The organism is Paracoccus aminovorans, from assembly GCF_001546115.1.
In the GTDB taxonomy this organism is placed as follows: domain Bacteria; phylum Pseudomonadota; class Alphaproteobacteria; order Rhodobacterales; family Rhodobacteraceae; genus Paracoccus; species Paracoccus aminovorans_B.
On the sequence record NZ_KQ955208.1, the window covers coordinates 1,559,446 to 1,576,271 of the forward strand.

At 70.9% G+C, this 16,826-nt stretch carries 15 protein-coding genes; 7 read left to right on the top strand and 8 right to left on the bottom strand.

Annotation, left to right across the window (positions count from 1 at the left end):
* Positions 1 to 30: 30 nt before the first annotated feature.
* From ASV56_RS08055 to ASV56_RS08085, 7 genes are all read right to left on the bottom strand, one after another.
* Positions 31 to 1,344 carry a M16 family metallopeptidase gene (locus ASV56_RS08055; RefSeq protein WP_062561516.1) on the bottom strand — a complete coding sequence of 438 codons (1,314 nt, stop codon included), beginning with the start codon at positions 1,342 to 1,344 and terminating at the stop codon, positions 31 to 33.
* Positions 1,341 to 2,732, bottom strand: a complete 1,392-nt coding sequence (locus ASV56_RS08060; RefSeq protein ID WP_062561517.1) for a M16 family metallopeptidase — start codon at positions 2,730 to 2,732, stop codon at positions 1,341 to 1,343. The genes ASV56_RS08055 and ASV56_RS08060 overlap by 4 nt, the downstream gene beginning before the upstream one ends.
* An 86-nt stretch (positions 2,733 to 2,818) precedes the next feature.
* Positions 2,819 to 3,391: a DUF3035 domain-containing protein gene (locus tag ASV56_RS08065; RefSeq protein ID WP_082724761.1), complete on the bottom strand. Its 573-nt coding sequence runs from the start codon at positions 3,389 to 3,391 to the stop codon at positions 2,819 to 2,821.
* A 32-nt stretch (positions 3,392 to 3,423) separates the two neighbouring features.
* Positions 3,424 to 4,074, bottom strand: coding sequence for a signal peptidase II (lspA, locus tag ASV56_RS08070; RefSeq protein ID WP_062562280.1), 651 nt, complete (start codon positions 4,072 to 4,074; stop codon positions 3,424 to 3,426).
* Positions 4,075 to 4,112: 38 nt separating this feature from the next.
* Positions 4,113 to 5,702, bottom strand: a complete 1,590-nt coding sequence (purH, locus tag ASV56_RS08075) for a bifunctional phosphoribosylaminoimidazolecarboxamide formyltransferase/IMP cyclohydrolase (RefSeq protein WP_062561519.1) — start codon at positions 5,700 to 5,702, stop codon at positions 4,113 to 4,115.
* A 39-nt stretch (positions 5,703 to 5,741) separates the two neighbouring features.
* Positions 5,742 to 7,391: a heparinase II/III family protein gene (locus ASV56_RS08080; protein WP_062561520.1), complete on the bottom strand. Its 1,650-nt coding sequence runs from the start codon at positions 7,389 to 7,391 to the stop codon at positions 5,742 to 5,744.
* 39 nt (positions 7,392 to 7,430) lie between these two features.
* Positions 7,431 to 8,693: an RsmB/NOP family class I SAM-dependent RNA methyltransferase gene (locus ASV56_RS08085; protein ID WP_062561521.1), complete on the bottom strand. Its 1,263-nt coding sequence runs from the start codon at positions 8,691 to 8,693 to the stop codon at positions 7,431 to 7,433.
* A gap of 54 nt (positions 8,694 to 8,747) precedes the next feature.
* Here ASV56_RS08085 and ASV56_RS08090 point away from each other — a divergent pair, with 54 nt between their 5' ends.
* The 6 genes from ASV56_RS08090 to ASV56_RS08115 all read left to right on the top strand — a co-directional run bounded on the left by ASV56_RS08090 (position 8,748) and on the right by ASV56_RS08115 (position 15,357).
* Positions 8,748 to 8,921, top strand: a complete 174-nt coding sequence (locus ASV56_RS08090; RefSeq protein WP_062561522.1) for a DUF1674 domain-containing protein — start codon at positions 8,748 to 8,750, stop codon at positions 8,919 to 8,921.
* A 160-nt stretch (positions 8,922 to 9,081) separates the two neighbouring features.
* Positions 9,082 to 10,236, top strand: a complete 1,155-nt coding sequence (locus tag ASV56_RS08095) for an efflux RND transporter periplasmic adaptor subunit (RefSeq protein WP_062561523.1) — start codon at positions 9,082 to 9,084, stop codon at positions 10,234 to 10,236.
* Positions 10,236 to 13,334 (top strand): efflux RND transporter permease subunit, encoded by a 3,099-nt coding sequence (locus ASV56_RS08100; protein WP_062561524.1) that lies wholly within the window; start codon positions 10,236 to 10,238, stop codon positions 13,332 to 13,334. Before ASV56_RS08095 ends, ASV56_RS08100 begins: the two co-directional genes overlap by 1 nt.
* Positions 13,331 to 14,374, top strand: a complete 1,044-nt coding sequence (gene selD / locus ASV56_RS08105) for a selenide, water dikinase SelD (protein WP_062561525.1) — start codon at positions 13,331 to 13,333, stop codon at positions 14,372 to 14,374. Before ASV56_RS08100 ends, selD begins: the two co-directional genes overlap by 4 nt.
* 93 nt (positions 14,375 to 14,467) lie before the next feature.
* On the top strand, positions 14,468 to 14,878 hold the full coding sequence (locus tag ASV56_RS08110) for a hypothetical protein (protein ID WP_253879920.1): 411 nt from the start codon (positions 14,468 to 14,470) through the stop codon (positions 14,876 to 14,878).
* 62 nt (positions 14,879 to 14,940) lie between these two features.
* A complete protein-coding gene (locus ASV56_RS08115) occupies positions 14,941 to 15,357 on the top strand; it encodes a PaaI family thioesterase (protein WP_062561526.1) in 417 nt (138 codons plus the stop codon).
* On the opposite strand, the gene ASV56_RS08120 is transcribed toward ASV56_RS08115, so the two are convergent.
* Positions 15,354 to 16,049: a fumarylacetoacetate hydrolase family protein gene (locus ASV56_RS08120; RefSeq protein ID WP_062561527.1), complete on the bottom strand. Its 696-nt coding sequence runs from the start codon at positions 16,047 to 16,049 to the stop codon at positions 15,354 to 15,356. The genes ASV56_RS08115 and ASV56_RS08120 overlap by 4 nt on opposite strands.
* 113 nt (positions 16,050 to 16,162) lie before the next feature.
* On the opposite strand from ASV56_RS08120, the gene ASV56_RS08125 reads away from it, so the two are divergent.
* Positions 16,163 to 16,816 (top strand): protein-L-isoaspartate O-methyltransferase family protein, encoded by a 654-nt coding sequence (locus ASV56_RS08125; protein ID WP_062561528.1) that lies wholly within the window; start codon positions 16,163 to 16,165, stop codon positions 16,814 to 16,816.
* The last annotated feature ends 10 nt before the right edge of the window (positions 16,817 to 16,826 follow it).

Sequence of the window (16,826 nt, forward strand, 5' to 3'; positions counted from 1 at the left end):
TGTTGTTCAAATACCCCAACTACCGCGCCGTCAGTCGCTGGCGGTCACGCCCTCGGGCCGACCGACCAGCACGAAGCGGATCTGCTCGGAATGCAGCAGCCGCTTCGCCACGCGCTGCACATCGGCCGCCGTCACCGCCTCGACCTTGGCATTGCGGGTGTTGACGTAATCGGCGGGCAGGCCGATCAGCTGCATCCCGGCCAGGATGCCGGCGATCTTGCCATTGCCGTCGAAACGCAGCGGGTATTCGCCGGTCAGGTAGGTCTTGGCGTCGTTCAATTCCTTCTCGGTGACGCCGCCCTCGGCGAAGCGGTCCCATTCGCTGCGGATCAGGCCCACCGCCTCGGCCACCTTGTCATTGGCGCTGGCCATGCCGCCCTGCCAGGTTTCGCCGTAAAGCCCGTTGGCCAGGCCGGTGCCGACGCCATAGGTCAGCCCGCGCTTCTCGCGGATCTGGTCCATCAGGCGCGAGGAAAACCCGCCGCCGCCCAGGATATGATCGGCGACATAGGCGGCGAAATAATCCGGGTCCGACATCGGCAGGCCTGCTTGCGCAAAGCTCACCACGGTCTGCGGGCTGTCCCAGTCGATCACCGTCACGCCGCCCTTCAGCGCCAGCGTGGCCGGCTGCGGCAAGGGCGCCGAGCCCTTCTCCGGCAGCCCGCCCAGCACCTTGTCGATCAGCTTGCCCAGGTCCTCGGCCGAAATGTCGCCGGCGGCGGCCACGACCACGCGGTCGCGGGCCAGCACCCGGTCCTTGGCCGCGACCAGGTCGTCGCGGGTCAGCGCCGCCACCGATTCGGCGGTGCCGTTGATCGAGGTCGCATAGGGATGCGCGCCCCAGGCCAGCCGGGCCAGTTCCTTGGTGGCGATGCTCTGCGGATCGGTCGCCTCGGAACGGATCACCGCCTGCAACTGCGCCCGCACCCGCTCGACCGCATCGGCGTCGAAGCGCGGCTCGACCAGGGCCGCGCGCAGCAGGTCGGCGGCCTGGTCGCGGTTCTCGGTCAGCATGCGGGCGTTGACGGTCAGCGCGTCGTCGCCGATGTCGAAGCGGTTCTGCGCGCCCAGCCCCTCGACCGCCTCGGCATAGGCGACCGAATCCATCGCGCCCGCGCCCTCTTCCAGCAGCGCGGTCATCAGGCTCATCTCGCCGCGCTTGCCGGGCGCGTCCAGACTGGCGCCGCCCTTGAACATCAGCGACAGCGCGGTGAAGGGGATCGAGTGATCCTCGACCAGCCAGGCCTTGATGCCGCCGGGCGAGGTGATCTGCTGGATCTCGATGGCGCTGGCGGGCAGGCCGGCCAGGGCGACGAAGACGAAGGTGACAAGCGCGCGGATCATTCGACGTCTCCGGTCTGGGCGGCGGGCAGGGGCTGGGGCGCGGCCGAGGCATCGGCGCCGGGCTGCGGCAGCAGCCAGCCGGTCACGGTGGCGGGGTTTTCCAGCACCAGCTTCGCGGCGGCGGTGATGTCCTCGGGCGTGACGGCGGCCAGCACGTCGGGCCAGTCGTTCACGTCCTCGACCGTCAAGCCGGTCGCCAGCCCCTGGCCATAGTCATAGGCGCGGCCATGCGCCGAATCCTGGGCATAGACCCGGGCGGCGCGGATCCGGGTCTTGACCCGTTCCAGCTGCGCCGCATCCGGGCCGTCGGCCAGGAACTTCTTCAGCGCCGCATCCAGCGCCGTCTCGGCATCGGCATTCTCGACCCCCGGCGCCGGCACCAGCGACAGGCCGAAGGTGGTCGGATCGACCGAGAACCCGTCATAGGAGGCATCGACGTAAAGCGCCTTGCCGGTCAGCACCAACTCGCGCGCCAGCACCGAGGTCTGGGACGAGCCGGCCAGCAATTCCGCCAGCACGGTCAGCGCGGCGGCGGTCTTCTGATCCTCGTGCCGGCGCTGCGGCGCGATCACCGTGCGCAGCATCACCGGCTGGGCGACGCGGGCATCGACCCGCTCCATCCGGCGGGGCGAGCGTTGCACCGGCTCCTGCGGGCGCGGCAGCCTGGTCGAATCGGGCTTGGCGGCAATGGGGCCATAATATTGTTCGGCCAGTTCGCGGGCCTTCTCGGCCGTCACGTCGCCGGCGATGACCAGCACCGCGTCGTTCGGGGCATAATGCGCGTCATACCAGGCGATGGCGTCGTCGCGGGTCAGCCCCTCCATTTCCTGTCGCCAGCCGATCACCGGCCGGCCATAGGGATGGTTGTAGAACTGCACCGCGCTGCGCTCCTCGGAGAACTGCGCGCCGGGGTCGCTGTCGGTGCGCTGCGAGCGTTCCTCCAGCACCACCTGGCGCTCGGCCTGCCAGTCGTCCTCGCCGATGCGCAGGTTCGCCATGCGGTCGGATTCCATCTCCATGACCAGCGGCAGGCGGTCGGCGGCGATGCGCTGGAAATAGGTGGTGTAGTCGTAGCTAGTAAAGGCGTTGTCCATGCCGCCGTTCGCGGTCACGGTCTTGGACAGCTCGCCCGGCCCCAGCTTGTCGGTGCCCTTGAACATCAGGTGTTCCAGGTAATGCGCGATGCCCGACTTGCCCGGCTGCTCGTCCGCCGAGCCGATCTTGTACCAGACCATCTGCACCACGACAGGCGCACGGTGATCCTCGATCACCACGGCCTCGAGGCCGTTTTCCAGGGTGAAATGGCTGATGCCTTTCGGCATTTCGGCCAGCGCGGGGCTGGCGGCCAGCACCAGCGCCAGCGGGGTCAGGCGGGCAAGGCTCGTCATGGGCAGGCTCCGGTTCCGGGTCGCGCCCAGACCCTGCCCGCGAAGCCCCGGCCGCGCAAGCCCGGGCCCCGTCATCTAAGCGTGATCTAGTCGAGCAGCACCGGCGCGTTGTCGGCGGGGCGCACGGCCTCGACCTTGGCCACGCCCGCGGGCGGCGCCGAGGGCAGCAGCACCCCGGTCGGGCGCCAGCGCTCCAGCTCGGCCCAGCTGTCCAGCGTCATCGGCTCATAGGCGCGGTAATAGACATTGGTGCGCGCCAGCACCTCGAGCAGGCGGCGCGAGTGGCGGCTGCGCCAGGCGACATCCTCTTCGGCCGTGACCTGGCGGATGCCGGCGTCGCGACCCAGCCGCGAGGCATAGGAGATCAGCGCGCCATCGGCGGCGCCCACGCCCTGCGCCGCCAACTGGCCCGGATTGCCGCCCAGCGCCGCCACCGCATCGGCCTGCGGCGTCGGATCGGTGCTATTCGCGCCGCCCGGCGTCGGGGCCGGCAGCGCCGACAGGTCGGTCGGCATGGTCAGCGGCTTGGTCGGCAGGATGGCGAATTCGTCGGGGCTGGAGCGGCCGGACGAGATGTTCATCAGGTGCGGATCGGTGCTGCAGGCCGCAACGCCCAGCACGGGGCCCAGCATGGTCATCATCAGCGCGATCGCCCGCATCTTTGCGTCCCTCATGTTCTTCTGGCGCCGTTCTAGCGTGAATTCCCGGCCCCGTCACGGGTCTTGTCGTCCAGCGCCAGCTCGGGCTCGTCGGGGCCGGCCGGGGCCGGGTTTTCGGCCGGCGCGGGCTTCGGCACCCGCGGCTTGGGCGGCGGGCGGCGCTTCTTCGGCTCGGGCTTCTTCTGCGGCGGCAGCAGCACCAGCCCCAGCGCGCCCGCAAAGATCGCGATGTCGGCGACGTTGAAGCTGTAGGGATTCTGCCAGCCCGGCAGCGACATGTTCAGGAAATCCGCCACGGCGCCATAGGCCAGCCGGTCGACGACATTGCCCAGCGCCCCGCCGATCAGCAGACCGGCCGAGACCTGGGCAAAGCGCGAGGGCTTGGCCCGCCCGATCCAGACCGCGACCCACAGGCAGACCGCCAGCGCGATGGCGATCAGCACCCAGCGCATCACGTCCACGTCGCTGGCGAACAGGCCGAAGTTCATGCCCTGGTTCCAGGCCATGCGCAGGTTCAGCCAGGGGTCGATCAGGTCGATCTCGCGGATGCGGTCCAGCTGCATGACATGCACGACCAGGTATTTCAGCGCCTGGTCCAGCAGAAAGACCAGTGCCGCCGTCAGCAGGACCGGCCGCCAGACGCGCGGCGGCGGCGCCTTCCTGCTGCGCCGCTTCGGGGCCACCGGGCTTTTCCGGGGCTTCGGAGTCGCCGGCGCCGCCATCAGTGCCGGAAGTGCCGCTGGCCGGTAAAGACCATCGCCAGCCCCAGCCGGTCGGCGGTCGCGATCACCTCGTCGTCGCGCATCGAGCCGCCGGGCTGGATCACCGCCTTGGCCCCGGCCTCGGCCAGCGCCTCGATGCCGTCCGCGAAGGGGAAGAAGGCGTCCGAGGCCACGGCCGATCCGATGGTCAGCGCCTGGGCCAGGCCCAGCACCTCGGCCATGTCCTCGGACTTGCGCTTGCCGATGCGGGTCGAATCGACCCGGCTCATCTGGCCGGCGCCGATGCCGACCGTCGCCAGGTCCCTGGCATAGACGATGGCGTTCGATTTCACATGCTTGGCCACGGTCCAGGCAAAAAGCAGGTCCTGAAGCTCGGCCTCGCTGGGCTGGCGCTGCGTCACCACCTTCAGGTCCGAGGGCAGGATCACGCCATTGTCGCGGCCCTGCACCAGGAAGCCGCCGGCGACCTGGCGGAAGCTCAGGCCCGGCGCCCTGGCATCGGGCAGCCCGCCGGTGGTCAGCAGCCGCAGGTTCTTCTTGGCCGCGAAGATCTCCTTCGCCTCGTCGGTGGCGTCGGGGGCGATCACGACCTCGGTGAAGATCTCGGTGATGGCTTTCGCCGTCTCGCCGTCGAGCCGGGTGTTCAGCGCGATGATGCCGCCGAAGGCCGAGGTGCGGTCGCAGTCGAAGGCGCGGCGATAGGCATCGACGGCGCTGTCGCCGCGGGCCACGCCGCAGGGGTTGGCGTGCTTGATGATCGCCACCGCCGGGCCTTGGCCTGGGTCGAACTCGGCCACCAGCTCGAAGGCGGCGTCGGTGTCGTTGATGTTGTTGTAGGACAGTTCCTTGCCCTGCCATTGCAGGGCGGTGGCGACGCCCGGGCGGTCCGAGCCGTCGCGATAGAAGGCCGCCGACTGATGCGGATTCTCGCCATAGCGCAGGGTCTGGGCCAGCTCGCCGGCGAAGGCGCGGCGGCGCGACGCCGCTTCGCCGATCTGCGCCGCCATCCAGGTCGAGACCGCCGCGTCATAGGCCGCCGTCCGCGCATAGGCGATCTGCGCCTGGCGCTGCCGGAAGCCGAAGCTGGTGGTGTCGTCGTTCGCGTCCAGCTCGGCCAGCACGGCGGCGTAGTCCTGCACATCCACCACCACGGTGACGAAGGCGTGGTTCTTGGACGCGGCGCGGATCATCGCCGGGCCGCCGATGTCGATGTTCTCGATACAGTCGTCGTAATCGGCGCCCTTGGCCACGGTGGCCTCGAACGGGTAGAGGTTCACCACCAAGAGGTCGATCATCTCGATGCCGTGGCTGCGCGCCGCCGCCATGTGCTCTTCGTTGTCGCGCAGCGCCAGCAAGCCGCCGTGGACGACCGGATGCAGCGTCTTGACGCGGCCGTCCATCATTTCCGGAAAGCCGGTGACCTCGGCCACGTCCCGGACCGTCAGCCCGGCCTCGCGCAGCGCCTTGGCGGTGCCGCCGGTCGAGAGCAGCTCGACCCCCCGCGCCGAAAGCGCCCGCGCGAAGTCCAGAAGGCCGGTCTTGTCGGAAACGGAAATCAGCGCGCGCTTCAGCGGAATGCGGTCGGTCATCGGTCTCGGGCCCCGTGATGGATTGGCGGATTTGGCCCGTCACCTAGCGCCGGAACGGGCCAAGGTCCAGCCGATCTGGATGGCGCGGCCCTGCAAGCTGGCGGAAATCACGATCTGGCGCGACGGGCGCGGCTCGGCCAGCGCCCGGTCCAGCAGGCAAGAGGCTTCGAGCCGCGCCTGCCCGACGCCGTCATGGGCAAAGACCCATGCGTCGCCGGTGGGCAGGGTCAGATGCACCTCGGCGCCGGTCATGCGGGCCTGCACCTCGGGATGCAGGTGGAAGCGGATCTCGAAACCCAGCCCTTCCTCGGGGCGGACCTGGTCCAGCCGCGCCTGGGCGCTGGCGTCCAGCGCCGCCAGCGAGTCCTCGCCCTTGAGGCCCAGCCCGTCGGGGTCGAGCCAAAGCTCGCGCAGATGGGTCAGGCCGTGGCTCGCCAGCCAGCCGTCGTGGCCGGCCAGCAGATGCGCGGGCTCGGGCGCATGGGCGGGGCCGAAATCGGGCGCGGTCAGGTTGCCCAGCGCGTCGCAATCGCCGGCCCAGACCAGGTCCGGGCGCTCGGTCAGGATGTCGGGCTCGCCCTCTTGCCGGTTCGGGTTCAGCCGCGACGACGAGAGGCCCGCAAGGCACAGCGCCGAATGGCAGGGCGTGGCCCGGCTGGCCTTGGCCCAGAGCGGGCCGAACCCGTCGCCGGGGCCGCAGTTCACGATCAGCGGCTGCCGCGCCACGGTGAGTTCAAAGGCCAACGTCGAGGCATGTGCCCGCACCGCCGCCGGGCCGCCGGGCGGCGGCGCCGCGTCCAGGATCAGCGTCGTGCGCGCCCGCGCCATGCGGGCAAACCCCATGGCAAGCCCGTGCGCGGGCAGCGCCGCGCCCTCGGCCGCACGCAGGCAGCGGTCCAGCCGCCCCGCCGCGCCGCGCCCGCCGCCGTGGAAACAGGGCAGCGCGCCATCGGCATGGCGCAGCGCCCGCAGGACCGGCGCGATCTGGCCGATGATGCCGCGCAGTTCGGCCGGCGCATCCAGCCCGGCCTCGTCCGCGACCTCCTGCGCCCAGACCAAGAGCGCCATAGCATCCAGCAGCGATTCGGGCGCCCGAGCCTCGGCCAGGGTGTCCAGCCCCATGGCGTCGGCCTCTTCGGCCAGCGCGATCAGCGCCGGCAGCGCCAGCGTCTGGCGGTCGCGCAGATACATGGCGCCGATGGCGAGCCCGGCCAGCGCCTCGAGCCGCGCCAGCCCGTCCTCGCTGTCATACCAGCTGTCGCGCAGGTGGTTCAGGTGCTGGTCGAGGGCGCGGAAATACGGCCCGGCGCCGTCGCGGTCGAGCCCGGGCAGGATCATCCCGGCATGGAAGATCCAGCGCAGCACGCGGCGGCCGGCGATCTCGGGCGCCCATTCCGGCGCATCGGGCCGGGCCTCGGGGTGGCGGCGGATCCAGCGCAGCACGTGATCCTGCGCCACCGCGCGGGCCTTGGGCGTGCCGACCGCGGCCAGGTCGTCGAGCCAGCCGAAGCCATTCAGCTCGGCCGCGATGCTGGCGGGCAGGTCGGCGGCGAAGAAATCGCCGCCGACGGCGATGCCGCCCAGGTGCATCTCGCCGGCGACGATATGCTCGCCCCGGCCGGGGTGTCCTATGGCCTTGGGTTCGGGGCGGCGCAAAAATCCCCTGGGCGCGGCAGCGATTTCGGTCATGGGCAACGCATTGATTAGGACAGCGCAACCTTAGGGCGGCTAAGCGGATTTCCGCAAGCGCGCGATGAAGAAGCCGTCCATACCGCCGCGTTCCGGCCACAGGTCCGGCCGCAGCCGCAAGCCGCCCTGTTCGGTGATCCAGCCGGGCTCGATCCCCGGCGCCTGCGGCGGCTCGACGGTCAGGCCGGGGTGGCGCGTCAGGGCGGCAGCCAGTTGCTCCTCGCCCTCGGCCGGCAAGAGCGAGCAGGTGGCATAGACCAGCCGGCCGCCGGGCTTGAGCAGGGAGGCCGCGTGGTCGATCAGCTGGGCTTGCAGCGCGGTCAGGTCGGCCAGGCCGGCGCCGTCGCGGATCAGCGGCAGTTCGGGGTGGCGGCGGATGGTGCCGGTGGCCGAGCAGGGCGCATCCAGCAGCACCGCATCGAGCGGCGCCTCGGGGCGCCAGGTCAGCGCGTCACCGGCGACGATTTCGGCGGCAAGGCCACAGCGGGCAAGGTTTTCGGCCACGCGGGCCAGCCGCGATTCCGAGATGTCCAGCGCCGTGACCCGCGCCCCGGCGGCCGCCAATTGCAGCGTCTTGCCGCCCGGCGCGGCGCAGAGATCGGCCACGGTCTCGCCCGGCTGCGGGTCGAGCACCCGCACCGCCAGCGCGGCGGCGGCATCCTGCACCCACCAGTCGCCGGCATCATAGCCCGGCAGGGCCGAGACCTGGGTGCCGGCCGGCAGCCGGTGCGAGCCGCTAGGCAGCGCCTCGCCCGGGCAATCCGCGGCCTTGGGGGTCAGGTCCAGGGGCGCGCCGGCCTCATGCGCGGCCTCGATGGCGCGGGCGGCGGGTTTGCCCCAGGCGGCGATCACCGGCTTGCGCAGCCAGCCGGGCATGTGCTGCGGCGGCAGCCCGGCCCAGGCCTCGGCCGAAGCCGACACCTTGCGCAGCACCGCGTTCACCATGCCCGAGGCCGCCTGCCCCTTGGGCCCCGAGGCGCGGGCCAGCGCCACGGCGGCATTGACCGCGCCATGCGGCGCCTCGCCCAGCGCCAGCATCTCGACGGTGGCGAGGCGCAGGATGCGCTGGATCTCGGGTCGCGGGCGGCGGGCGAGGAAGGGGGCGAGCAACGCATCGGCGCGGGCCTGGCGGCGCAGCACCTCGCGCGCGAGGCGGCGGGCGCGGGCGCGGTCGGGGGGTGCGGCGCCCTCGATCAGCGCCGCGGCCTCGTCGAGCGTCGCGCCCTCTTCCACCGCGGCGAGCAGGCGCAGCGCGCCCGAACGCGCGCCGTCCCTGCCCGATCTGTCCTGTGACTTGTCCAAACCCGACCCCTTGCCTAGATTGGCAGGGTCTAGCGCGAAGCAGGGGAAACCGCCATGACCGACCGCAAGGATCTGCCGCCCGCCGCGCAACGCGCCCTGGCCGAGGCCGAGGCGCGCCGCAAGGCTGCCGCGCCGCTGGAACTGCCCGTCGAACTGGGCGGCCGCGACGGGCCGGAGCCGGTGCGTTTCGGCGATTACGAGAAAAAGGGCCTCTGCGTCGATTTCTGAACCGTTTTCGCCCCGCCGCAAGGTCGGCATGGGTATTTGGAAAACGGAAAGAATCCAGCCGCTGGCGAATCCGTGATCCGCTGCGGGGTGGTCGTTTACTTGCCATTGGGATTTGGCCGCTAAACAATGCGGCAAACCACCAAACCGCAAGGGACGGCAGATGGCCTTCGGGCAAGCGATCTTGAGACAGGCGGCGCTGGCCCTGCTGCTGGCCGGGCCGGCCTTGGCCCAGCAGGGCGAGCGCGGGCCGCAGGGGCCGCGCGAGGTGGGCGTCATGGTCGCGGCCGAACAGGACGTGCCCTATACCGTCACCCTGCCCGGCCGCGCCATCGCCTTTCAGCAGACCGGCATCCGGCCGCAGGTCGGCGGCGAGGTGCTGGAGATCGCCTATGATCCCGGCAAGCCGGTCAAGGCCGGCGACGTGCTGTTCCGGCTGGACCCCGAGACGCTGGCCGCCGCGCTGGCCGCCGCCGAGGCCGCCGTCGCCGGGGCCGAGGCCAGCCTGACCCAGGCGCAGAACACCGTCACCCGCTATCGCCGGCTGGAGGGCTCGGGCGTGTCCGCCGTGGACCGCGCCAATGCCGAGGTGGCGCTGAAACAGGCCGAGGCCGATCTGAAATCCGCCGAGGCCGCGCGCGACGCCGCCCGGCTGTCGCTGGACCGGACCGAGATCCGCAGCCCGCTGGACGGGGTGCCGGACGTGCCGCAGGTCTCGGTCGGCGACCTGGTCACGGCGAGCCAGTCCGAGGCGCTGACCACCATCACCCAGCTGGACCCGATCTATGTCGACGTCTCCGAAAGCTCGGCCCGGCTCTTGCGCAACCGGGCGCGCATCGACGCCGGGCAGCTGATGACCAATGGCGAGACGCCGGCCGAGCTGATCCTGGAGACCGGCGAGACCTACCGCGGCAGCGGCCGCATCGTCAGCCCCGGCATCCTGGTGTCCACCACCACCGGCACCGTGCCGATCCGGCTGCGCTTCGACAATCCGCAGGCGCTGATCCTGCCGGGCCAGTTCCTGCGCGTCCGGCTGACCCAGGGCAGCACCCGCGCCGTGCTGGTGCCGCAGCGCGCCACGCGGCGGGCCACCGACGGCACCCTGACCGCCTTTGTCGTGCGCGAGGGCAAGGCCCAGCAGGTCACGCTGAGCGAGCAGGGCAGCTGGAACAACAGCTGGATCGTCAACCAGGGCGTCAGCCCCGGCGAGCAGCTGATCCTGGACGGGTTGCAGGACCTGCGCCCCGGCACCGAGGTCACGACCGTCCCCGTCACCATCGACGCCGAGGGCGTGGTGCGCGAGGCGGTGGAAGGCTGATGGCAAAGTTCTTCATTCACCGCCCGGTCTTTGCCTGGGTGCTGGCCATCGTGACCATGCTGGCCGGGGCCTGGGCGGTTCTGGGCCTGCCGATCTCGCAATATCCGGACATCGCGCCGACCACGGTACGCATCACCGCCAATTATTCCGGCGCCACCGCGCGGGCGGTGCAGAATTCCGTCACCACGCCGATCGAGGACGTGCTGACCGGGCTCGACGGGCTGCTCTACACCACCTCGATCTCCTCGACCGGGCGCTCGGCGCTGGTGCTGACCTTCGACGACAGCGTGACGCCGACCGATGCCTTGAACGAGGTGCAGGCCAAGGTGCGCTCGGTCGAGGGGCGGCTGCCCGGGCCGGTGCAGAACGACGGGATCAGCATCAGCCGAACCTCGACCTCGACGCTGATGGTCGGCGCGCTGGTCTCGACCAGCGGCAAGCAGTCCACCATCGAGCTGGGCAACCTGCTGGAGCAGGTGGTCGAGGGGCCGGTCAAGCGCACCGAGGGCGTCGGCGGGGTCAATGTCTTCGGCTCGGGCTATGCGATGCGGATCTGGATGGACCCGCTGCGGCTGGCGCAGTTCCAGCTGACGCCGACCGACATCACCACCGCCGTGGCGCAGCAGAACAGCACCGTCTCGGTCGGCGCGCTGGGCAGCCAGCCGGTGGTCGCGGGCCAGCAGTTCACCGCCACGGTCACGGCGCAGAGCCAGCTGACCTCGGTCGAGGATTTCCGCAACATCCTGCTGAAGACCGGCGCGGACGGCGCCGCCGTGCGCCTGGGCGACGTGGCCGAGGTGGCGATCGGCCAGGTCAGCTATGGCCGCGATTCGCGCTTCAACGGCATGAACGCCTCGGGCTTCGCGGTGCAGCTGGCCTCCGGCGCGAATGCGGTCGAGACCTCGAACGGCGTGCGCGCCACGCTGGACGGGCTGGCCTCGGCGCTGCCCGAGGGGGTCGAGCTGCGCGTCGCCTATGACACCGCCCCCTTCGTCGAGCTGTCGATCGAGAAGGTCTGGCACACGCTGCTGGAAGCCATCGTGCTGGTCTTCCTGGTCATCCTGATCTTCCTGCAGAACTGGCGCGCGACGCTGATCCCGATCATCGCCATTCCGGTGGTGCTTCTGGGCACCTTCGCCATGCTGGCGGCGCTGGGATATTCCATCAACACGCTGACGATGTTCGCCATGGTGCTGGCCATCGGGTTGCTGGTCGACGACGCCATCGTCGTGGTCGAGAACGTCGAGCGCGTCATGGCCGAAGAGGGGCTGGACCCGGTCGCCGCCACCGAAAAGAGCATGGGCCAGATCAGCGGCGCGCTGATCGGCATCGCCCTGGTGCTGTCGGCGGTGTTCCTGCCGATGGGCTTCATGCCCGGCTCGACCGGGGTGATCTACCGGCAGTTCTCGGTGACCATCATCACCGCCATGGTGCTGTCGCTCGCCGTGGCGCTGATCCTGACCCCCGCCATGTGCGCCACGCTGCTGCGCCGCGGCCACGGCGCGCCGCGCTTTGCCCCGGCGCGCTGGTTCAACGCCGGGTTCGAGCGGCTGACCGCGGGCTATTCCGCCACCGTGCGGCGCAGCCTGCGCCGGCCGCTGCTGGTCATGCTGGTGCTGGCGGCGATCAGCTATGGCGCCTTCGACCTGTTCGGGCGGCTGACCACGACCTTCATTCCCTCCGAGGACCAGGGCGTGCTGCAATCGCGCATCACCCTGACCGAGGGCTCGACCGCGCAGCAGACCGCCGCCGTGGTGCGCGAGATCGAGGATTACATGCTGACCGAGGAAAAACACGTGGTCAGCTCGGTCTTCGTGGCCATGGGCTTCGGCAGCTCGGGCACGGCGCAGAACCAGGCGACGATCTATGTCCGGCTGCATCCCTTCGACCAGCGCGCCGATCCCTCGCAATCGGCCCGCGCGCTGGCGCAACGCGCGAACCGGCATTTTTCCGGGCACCGGGCGGGGCGGATCTTCTTCATGCAGCCGCCGGCGATCCCGCGGCTGGGCGACACCTCGGGCTTCACCATGTATGTCATGGACCAGGCCGGCGCCGGCATCGAGGCCCTGACCGAGGCGGCCGAGCGGCTGGAGGAACAGGCCGGCCAGGATCCGCGGGTGCAGAACCCCGAGGCGCAGAACTCCGAGGACGACGCGGCGCTGAGGATCGACATCGACCAGCAGAAGGCGGAAAGCTTCGGCATCTCGGTCCCGGCGGTGAATTCGATGCTGTCGACGATCTTTGCCGGCACCGAGGTCAACGACTTCGCCCTGGGCGCGCAGCTGCGCCCGGTGATCGTGCAGGCGGCGGCGGCGAACCGCATGCAGCCCGAGGATATCGACAGCTGGTATGCCCGCAATGCGCAGGGCGAGATGGTGCCCTTCAACGCCTTCATGACCACGCGCTGGGAGCCGGTCGAGCCGCGGCTGGCGCGCATCGACGGCGTCGACGCCATCGAGATCGAGGGCGAGCCCGGCCCGGGTTTCAGCTCTGGCGGCGCCATGGACGCGATGGAGGAGCTGGTCGCCGCTCTGCCCGGCAATTACGGCATGGCCTGGACCGAGCTGTCCTATCAGGAACGCCAGGCCGGCAACCAGGCGCCCTGGCTGTTTGCGCTGTCGGCGCTGGTGGTGTTCCTGTCGCTGGCGGCGCTTTACGAAAGCTGGTCGATCCCGTTCTCGGTCATGCTGGCGGTGCCGGTGGGGGTGCTGGGCGCGGTGGTGGCGGCCCTGGCCTTCGACCAGTCGAACGACGTCTATTTCAAGGTCGGCATCCTGACCACCATCGGGCTTGCCGCCAAGAACGCCATCCTGATCGTCGAATTCGCCCGCGACCTGCAGCAGTCGGGCCGCTCGGCCGTCGAGGCGGCGGCGCTGGCCGCGCGCCAGCGGCTGCGGCCGATCCTGATGACCTCGCTGGCCTTCATCCTGGGCGTGCTGCCCCTGGCGGTGGCGCGGGGCGCCGGGGCCGGGGCGCAGAATTCCATCGGCATCGGGGTGATGGGCGGCATGATCGCCGCGACCTTCCTTGGCATCTTCATGGTGCCGGCCTTCTACGTTACGGTGCGCCGGCTGACTGACAGGAGGGCCTCGCGATGAACGACCACCCCAGACTGACCTCGCTGGCGCATGGCGGCGGCTGCGGCTGCAAGCTGGCGCCCTCGGTGCTGCGGGAGTTGCTGGCGGGCCAGCCGGTGGCGCAGGCCTTTCCGCAGCTGCTGGTCGGGACCGAGACCTCGGACGACGCGGCGGTCTATCAGGTGGACGAGAACACCTGCGTCATCGCCACCACCGATTTCTTCATGCCGATGGTGGACGACCCGCGCGCCTTCGGCCGCATCGCCGCGACCAATGCGATCTCCGACATCTATGCCATGGGCGGGCGGCCGATCATGGCGCTGGCGATCCTGGGCATGCCCATCGACAAGCTGGCGCCGGACCAGATCCGCGAGATCCTGGAGGGCGGCCGCGAGATCTGCCATCAGGCCGGCATCCCGGTCGCCGGCGGCCATTCCATCGACGCGCCCGAGCCGATCTATGGCCTCGCGGTGATCGGCCTCTGCCACCCGTCCGAGCTGCGCCGCAATGCCGATGCGCGGCCGGGCGACGCGCTGATCCTGACCAAGGGGCTGGGCGTCGGCATCTATTCCGCCGCGATCAAGAAGGGCGCCTTGGACCAGGCCGGCATCGACGAGATGGTCGCCTCGGCCACCACGCTGAACAAGGTCGGCGCCGATCTGGCCAAGCGGGCCGATGTGCATGCCCTGACCGACGTGACCGGCTTCGGCATCCTGGGCCACGGGCTGGAAATCGCCCGCGGCGCCGGGCTGCAGCTGCATCTGGACCAGGCGGCGCTGCCCTTGCTGAGCCGCGCGGCGGAGCTGGCCGAGGCGGGATTCGTCACCGGCGCCTCGCTGCGGAACTGGGCCGCCTATGGCGCCGAGGTGGCGCTGCCCGAGGGGCTGGCCGATTGGCGCCGGCATCTGCTGACCGACCCGCAGACCTCGGGCGGGCTGCTGGTCGCCGTGGCCCCCGAGGCGGCCGAGGCGGTGCTGGCGCAAATTCGCGCCGCCGGTCACCCGCTGGCCGCCGTGGTCGGGCATTGCGCGGCGGGCGAGCCGGGAATTGCCGTCGCCTGACGGTTCTTTGGGTATTTATGGAGCAAAGAAGTCCGGTCTGGGGCAGGAACCGCCGCCGCCGGCCGGCGTTGGGCCGGCAGGAGGATCGACCCCATGTCCCGGATCACGTCCCTGATCGCGATGCCCGCCGCCCTGCTCGGCCTGACGCTGGCGCTGGCCGCGCCGCTGGCGGCGCAGACGGCCCCGCAGACCCCGGCCCAGGCCGCGCCGGAGAAGGGCGTCGCGCCCAGTTCGGTGCCCAGCCCGGCGCAGCCGGTGGCGTCGCGCGCCGGCAAATGCCCGCCCGCGGCCGCCAAGGCCGAGCCGGCGACGCCGCAGCAGGGCGGCGCGGGCGACGGCACGGCGCCCGAAAATACCGGCTCGACCGGCTGGACCGGCGGCACCGGCGGCTCGCAGATCGGCACCAACCCCTCGGGCGCCACCCATGCCACCAAGACCTGGCATGCGCCGACCGCGCGCGGCCTGGACCTGAAGGGCCGGCCCGAGCCCGCCCCCGCTTGCTGAGCACAGATTGACGCGCTCGCCCGCGGCGCCGAAGATGCCGGCGCAACAAACCGGGGACCGCGATGACCGAGAGCCAAACCGCCTTTGGCGAGATCCATTCGCCCTATTCCGAATCGCTGGGCATGCAGATCGTCTCGGCCACGCTGGAGGAGGTCACGCTGCGCATGCCGGTCACCCGCGCCCTGACCAACCGCAACGGCGTGCTGCATGGCGGCGCCATCATGAGCCTGGCCGACCACGCCGCCGGCACCGCGACCTATCTGCGCCTGCCCGAGGGCGCCGCCACCACCACGCTGGAAAGCAAGACGAATTTCCTGCGCCCGATCCGGCTGGGCGACGTGGCCGAGGCGCGGCCGAAGCCCCTGCACCTGGGCCGCACGACGATGATCTGGCAGACCGACATCCTGCGCGGCGACGGCCAGCTGGCCGCGGTGGTGATCCAGACCCAAGTGGTGCTGGAGTGGCAGGATCCGGCCTAATCCGCCGCGCCGAGCACCAGTTCGACCGGGGCCAGCCCCTCGATACCGCCCGCCAGCCGGTCGCCCGGACCCACCGCGCCCACGCCCGCCGGCGTGCCGGTCATGATCAGGTCGCCCGGCGCCAGATGATAGTAATGCGACAGGTCGGCGATCAGCTCGGGAATCGACCAGACCATGTCGTCGATGCGGGCCTGCTGGCGCAGGGTGCCGTTGACCGCCAGCCGGATCGCCTGCGCCGCCGGGGTGAAATCCGCGGCCGGCGTCAGGGCAGCCAGCACCGCCGAACCCTCGAAATCCTTGCCCAGCGACCAGGGCCGCTGCTTGGCCTTGGCCTTGGCCTGCAGGTCGCGCCGGGTCATGTCCAGCCCGGCGCCATAGCCCCAGACCGCCGCCATCGCCCGGTCCGGCGCCACCCGGAAGGCCGGCGCGCCGATGGCCACGACCAGCTCGATCTCGTGATGCAGATCCGCGGTCCCGGGCGGATAGGGCAGCACCGCGCCACTTTCCAGCACCGCGCGGGCGGATTTGGTGAAATAGAACGGCGCCTCGCGGTCGACCTCGCCGCCCATCTCGGCGGCATGGGCGGCATAGTTGCGCCCGACGCAGAAGATGCGGTCCACGGGAAAGCGGCCGGCCTGCCCGGTGACGGGCAGCGCGGCGACGGGGGGCGGGGGAAAAAGATAGGCGCTCATGCCTGCGACCTTGCCACGGCCACATCCTTGCGGCAATGGCGTCGCCCGCCGTTGCCCAGCCGGGAATTTCGTGGCAAGAGGTGCCATAGCCAACCGAAAGCAGAGTTCGCAGAATGACCGATTTCGCGCAGCGACGCACCATGATGGTCGACACCCAGGTCCGTCCGAACGAGGTGACCAGCTATCCCGTGATCGAGGCGATGCTGACCGTCCCGCGCGAACAGTTCGTCCCCGATTCGCGCCGCGACGTGGCCTATGCCGGCGAAAACATCGACCTGGCCCCCGACCGCGTCCTGCTGGAGCCGCGCACGCTGGGCCGGATGATGGATGTGCTGGCGCTTCAGAACAGCGACCTGGTGCTGGACGTGGCCTGCGGCTACGGCTACGGCGCCGCCGTCATGGCCCGCATCGCCGAGGCCGTCGTCGCGGTCGAGAGCGACGAGGCCATGGCCGCCGAGGCCGAGTCCCGGCTGGCGGCGCAGGACGTCTTCAACGTCGCCGTGGTCAGGGGCCCCCTGGCCGAGGGCTGCGCCAGCCAGGCCCCCTATGACGCCATCCTGGTCGAGGGCGCCATCGAGATCTTCCCCGACGCCCTGGCCGAGCAGCTGCGCGAGGGCGGCCGCGTCGTCGCGCTGTTCCGCGAGGGCAATCTCGGCACCGTGCGCCTGGGCCGCAAGCTGGACGGCCGGGTGAACTGGCGCTTTTCGTTCAACGCCGGCGCGCCGCTTTTGCCGGGCTTCGCGAAGCCGCGGGGCTTCGTCTTGTGAGTGCCGACAG

Excerpts from the sequence above, each read along its gene's own strand:
- ASV56_RS08055 (WP_062561516.1), bottom strand. The coding sequence starts at position 1,344 with ATGATCCGCGCGCTTGTCACCTTCGTCTTCGTCGCCCTGGCCGGCCTG.
- ASV56_RS08060 (WP_062561517.1), bottom strand. The coding sequence starts at position 2,732 with ATGACGAGCCTTGCCCGCCTGACCCCGCTGGCGCTGGTGCTGGCCGCC.
- ASV56_RS08065 (WP_082724761.1), bottom strand. The coding sequence starts at position 3,391 with ATGCGGGCGATCGCGCTGATGATGACCATGCTGGGCCCCGTGCTGGGC.
- purH (WP_062561519.1), bottom strand. The coding sequence starts at position 5,702 with ATGACCGACCGCATTCCGCTGAAGCGCGCGCTGATTTCCGTTTCCGAC.
- ASV56_RS08080 (WP_062561520.1), bottom strand. The coding sequence starts at position 7,391 with ATGACCGAAATCGCTGCCGCGCCCAGGGGATTTTTGCGCCGCCCCGAA.
- ASV56_RS08090 (WP_062561522.1), top strand. The coding sequence starts at position 8,748 with ATGACCGACCGCAAGGATCTGCCGCCCGCCGCGCAACGCGCCCTGGCC.
- ASV56_RS08095 (WP_062561523.1), top strand. The coding sequence starts at position 9,082 with ATGGCCTTCGGGCAAGCGATCTTGAGACAGGCGGCGCTGGCCCTGCTG.
- ASV56_RS08100 (WP_062561524.1), top strand. The coding sequence starts at position 10,236 with ATGGCAAAGTTCTTCATTCACCGCCCGGTCTTTGCCTGGGTGCTGGCC.
- selD (WP_062561525.1), top strand. The coding sequence starts at position 13,331 with ATGAACGACCACCCCAGACTGACCTCGCTGGCGCATGGCGGCGGCTGC.
- ASV56_RS08110 (WP_253879920.1), top strand. The coding sequence starts at position 14,468 with ATGTCCCGGATCACGTCCCTGATCGCGATGCCCGCCGCCCTGCTCGGC.
- ASV56_RS08115 (WP_062561526.1), top strand. The coding sequence starts at position 14,941 with ATGACCGAGAGCCAAACCGCCTTTGGCGAGATCCATTCGCCCTATTCC.
- ASV56_RS08120 (WP_062561527.1), bottom strand. The coding sequence starts at position 16,049 with ATGAGCGCCTATCTTTTTCCCCCGCCCCCCGTCGCCGCGCTGCCCGTC.
- ASV56_RS08125 (WP_062561528.1), top strand. The coding sequence starts at position 16,163 with ATGACCGATTTCGCGCAGCGACGCACCATGATGGTCGACACCCAGGTC.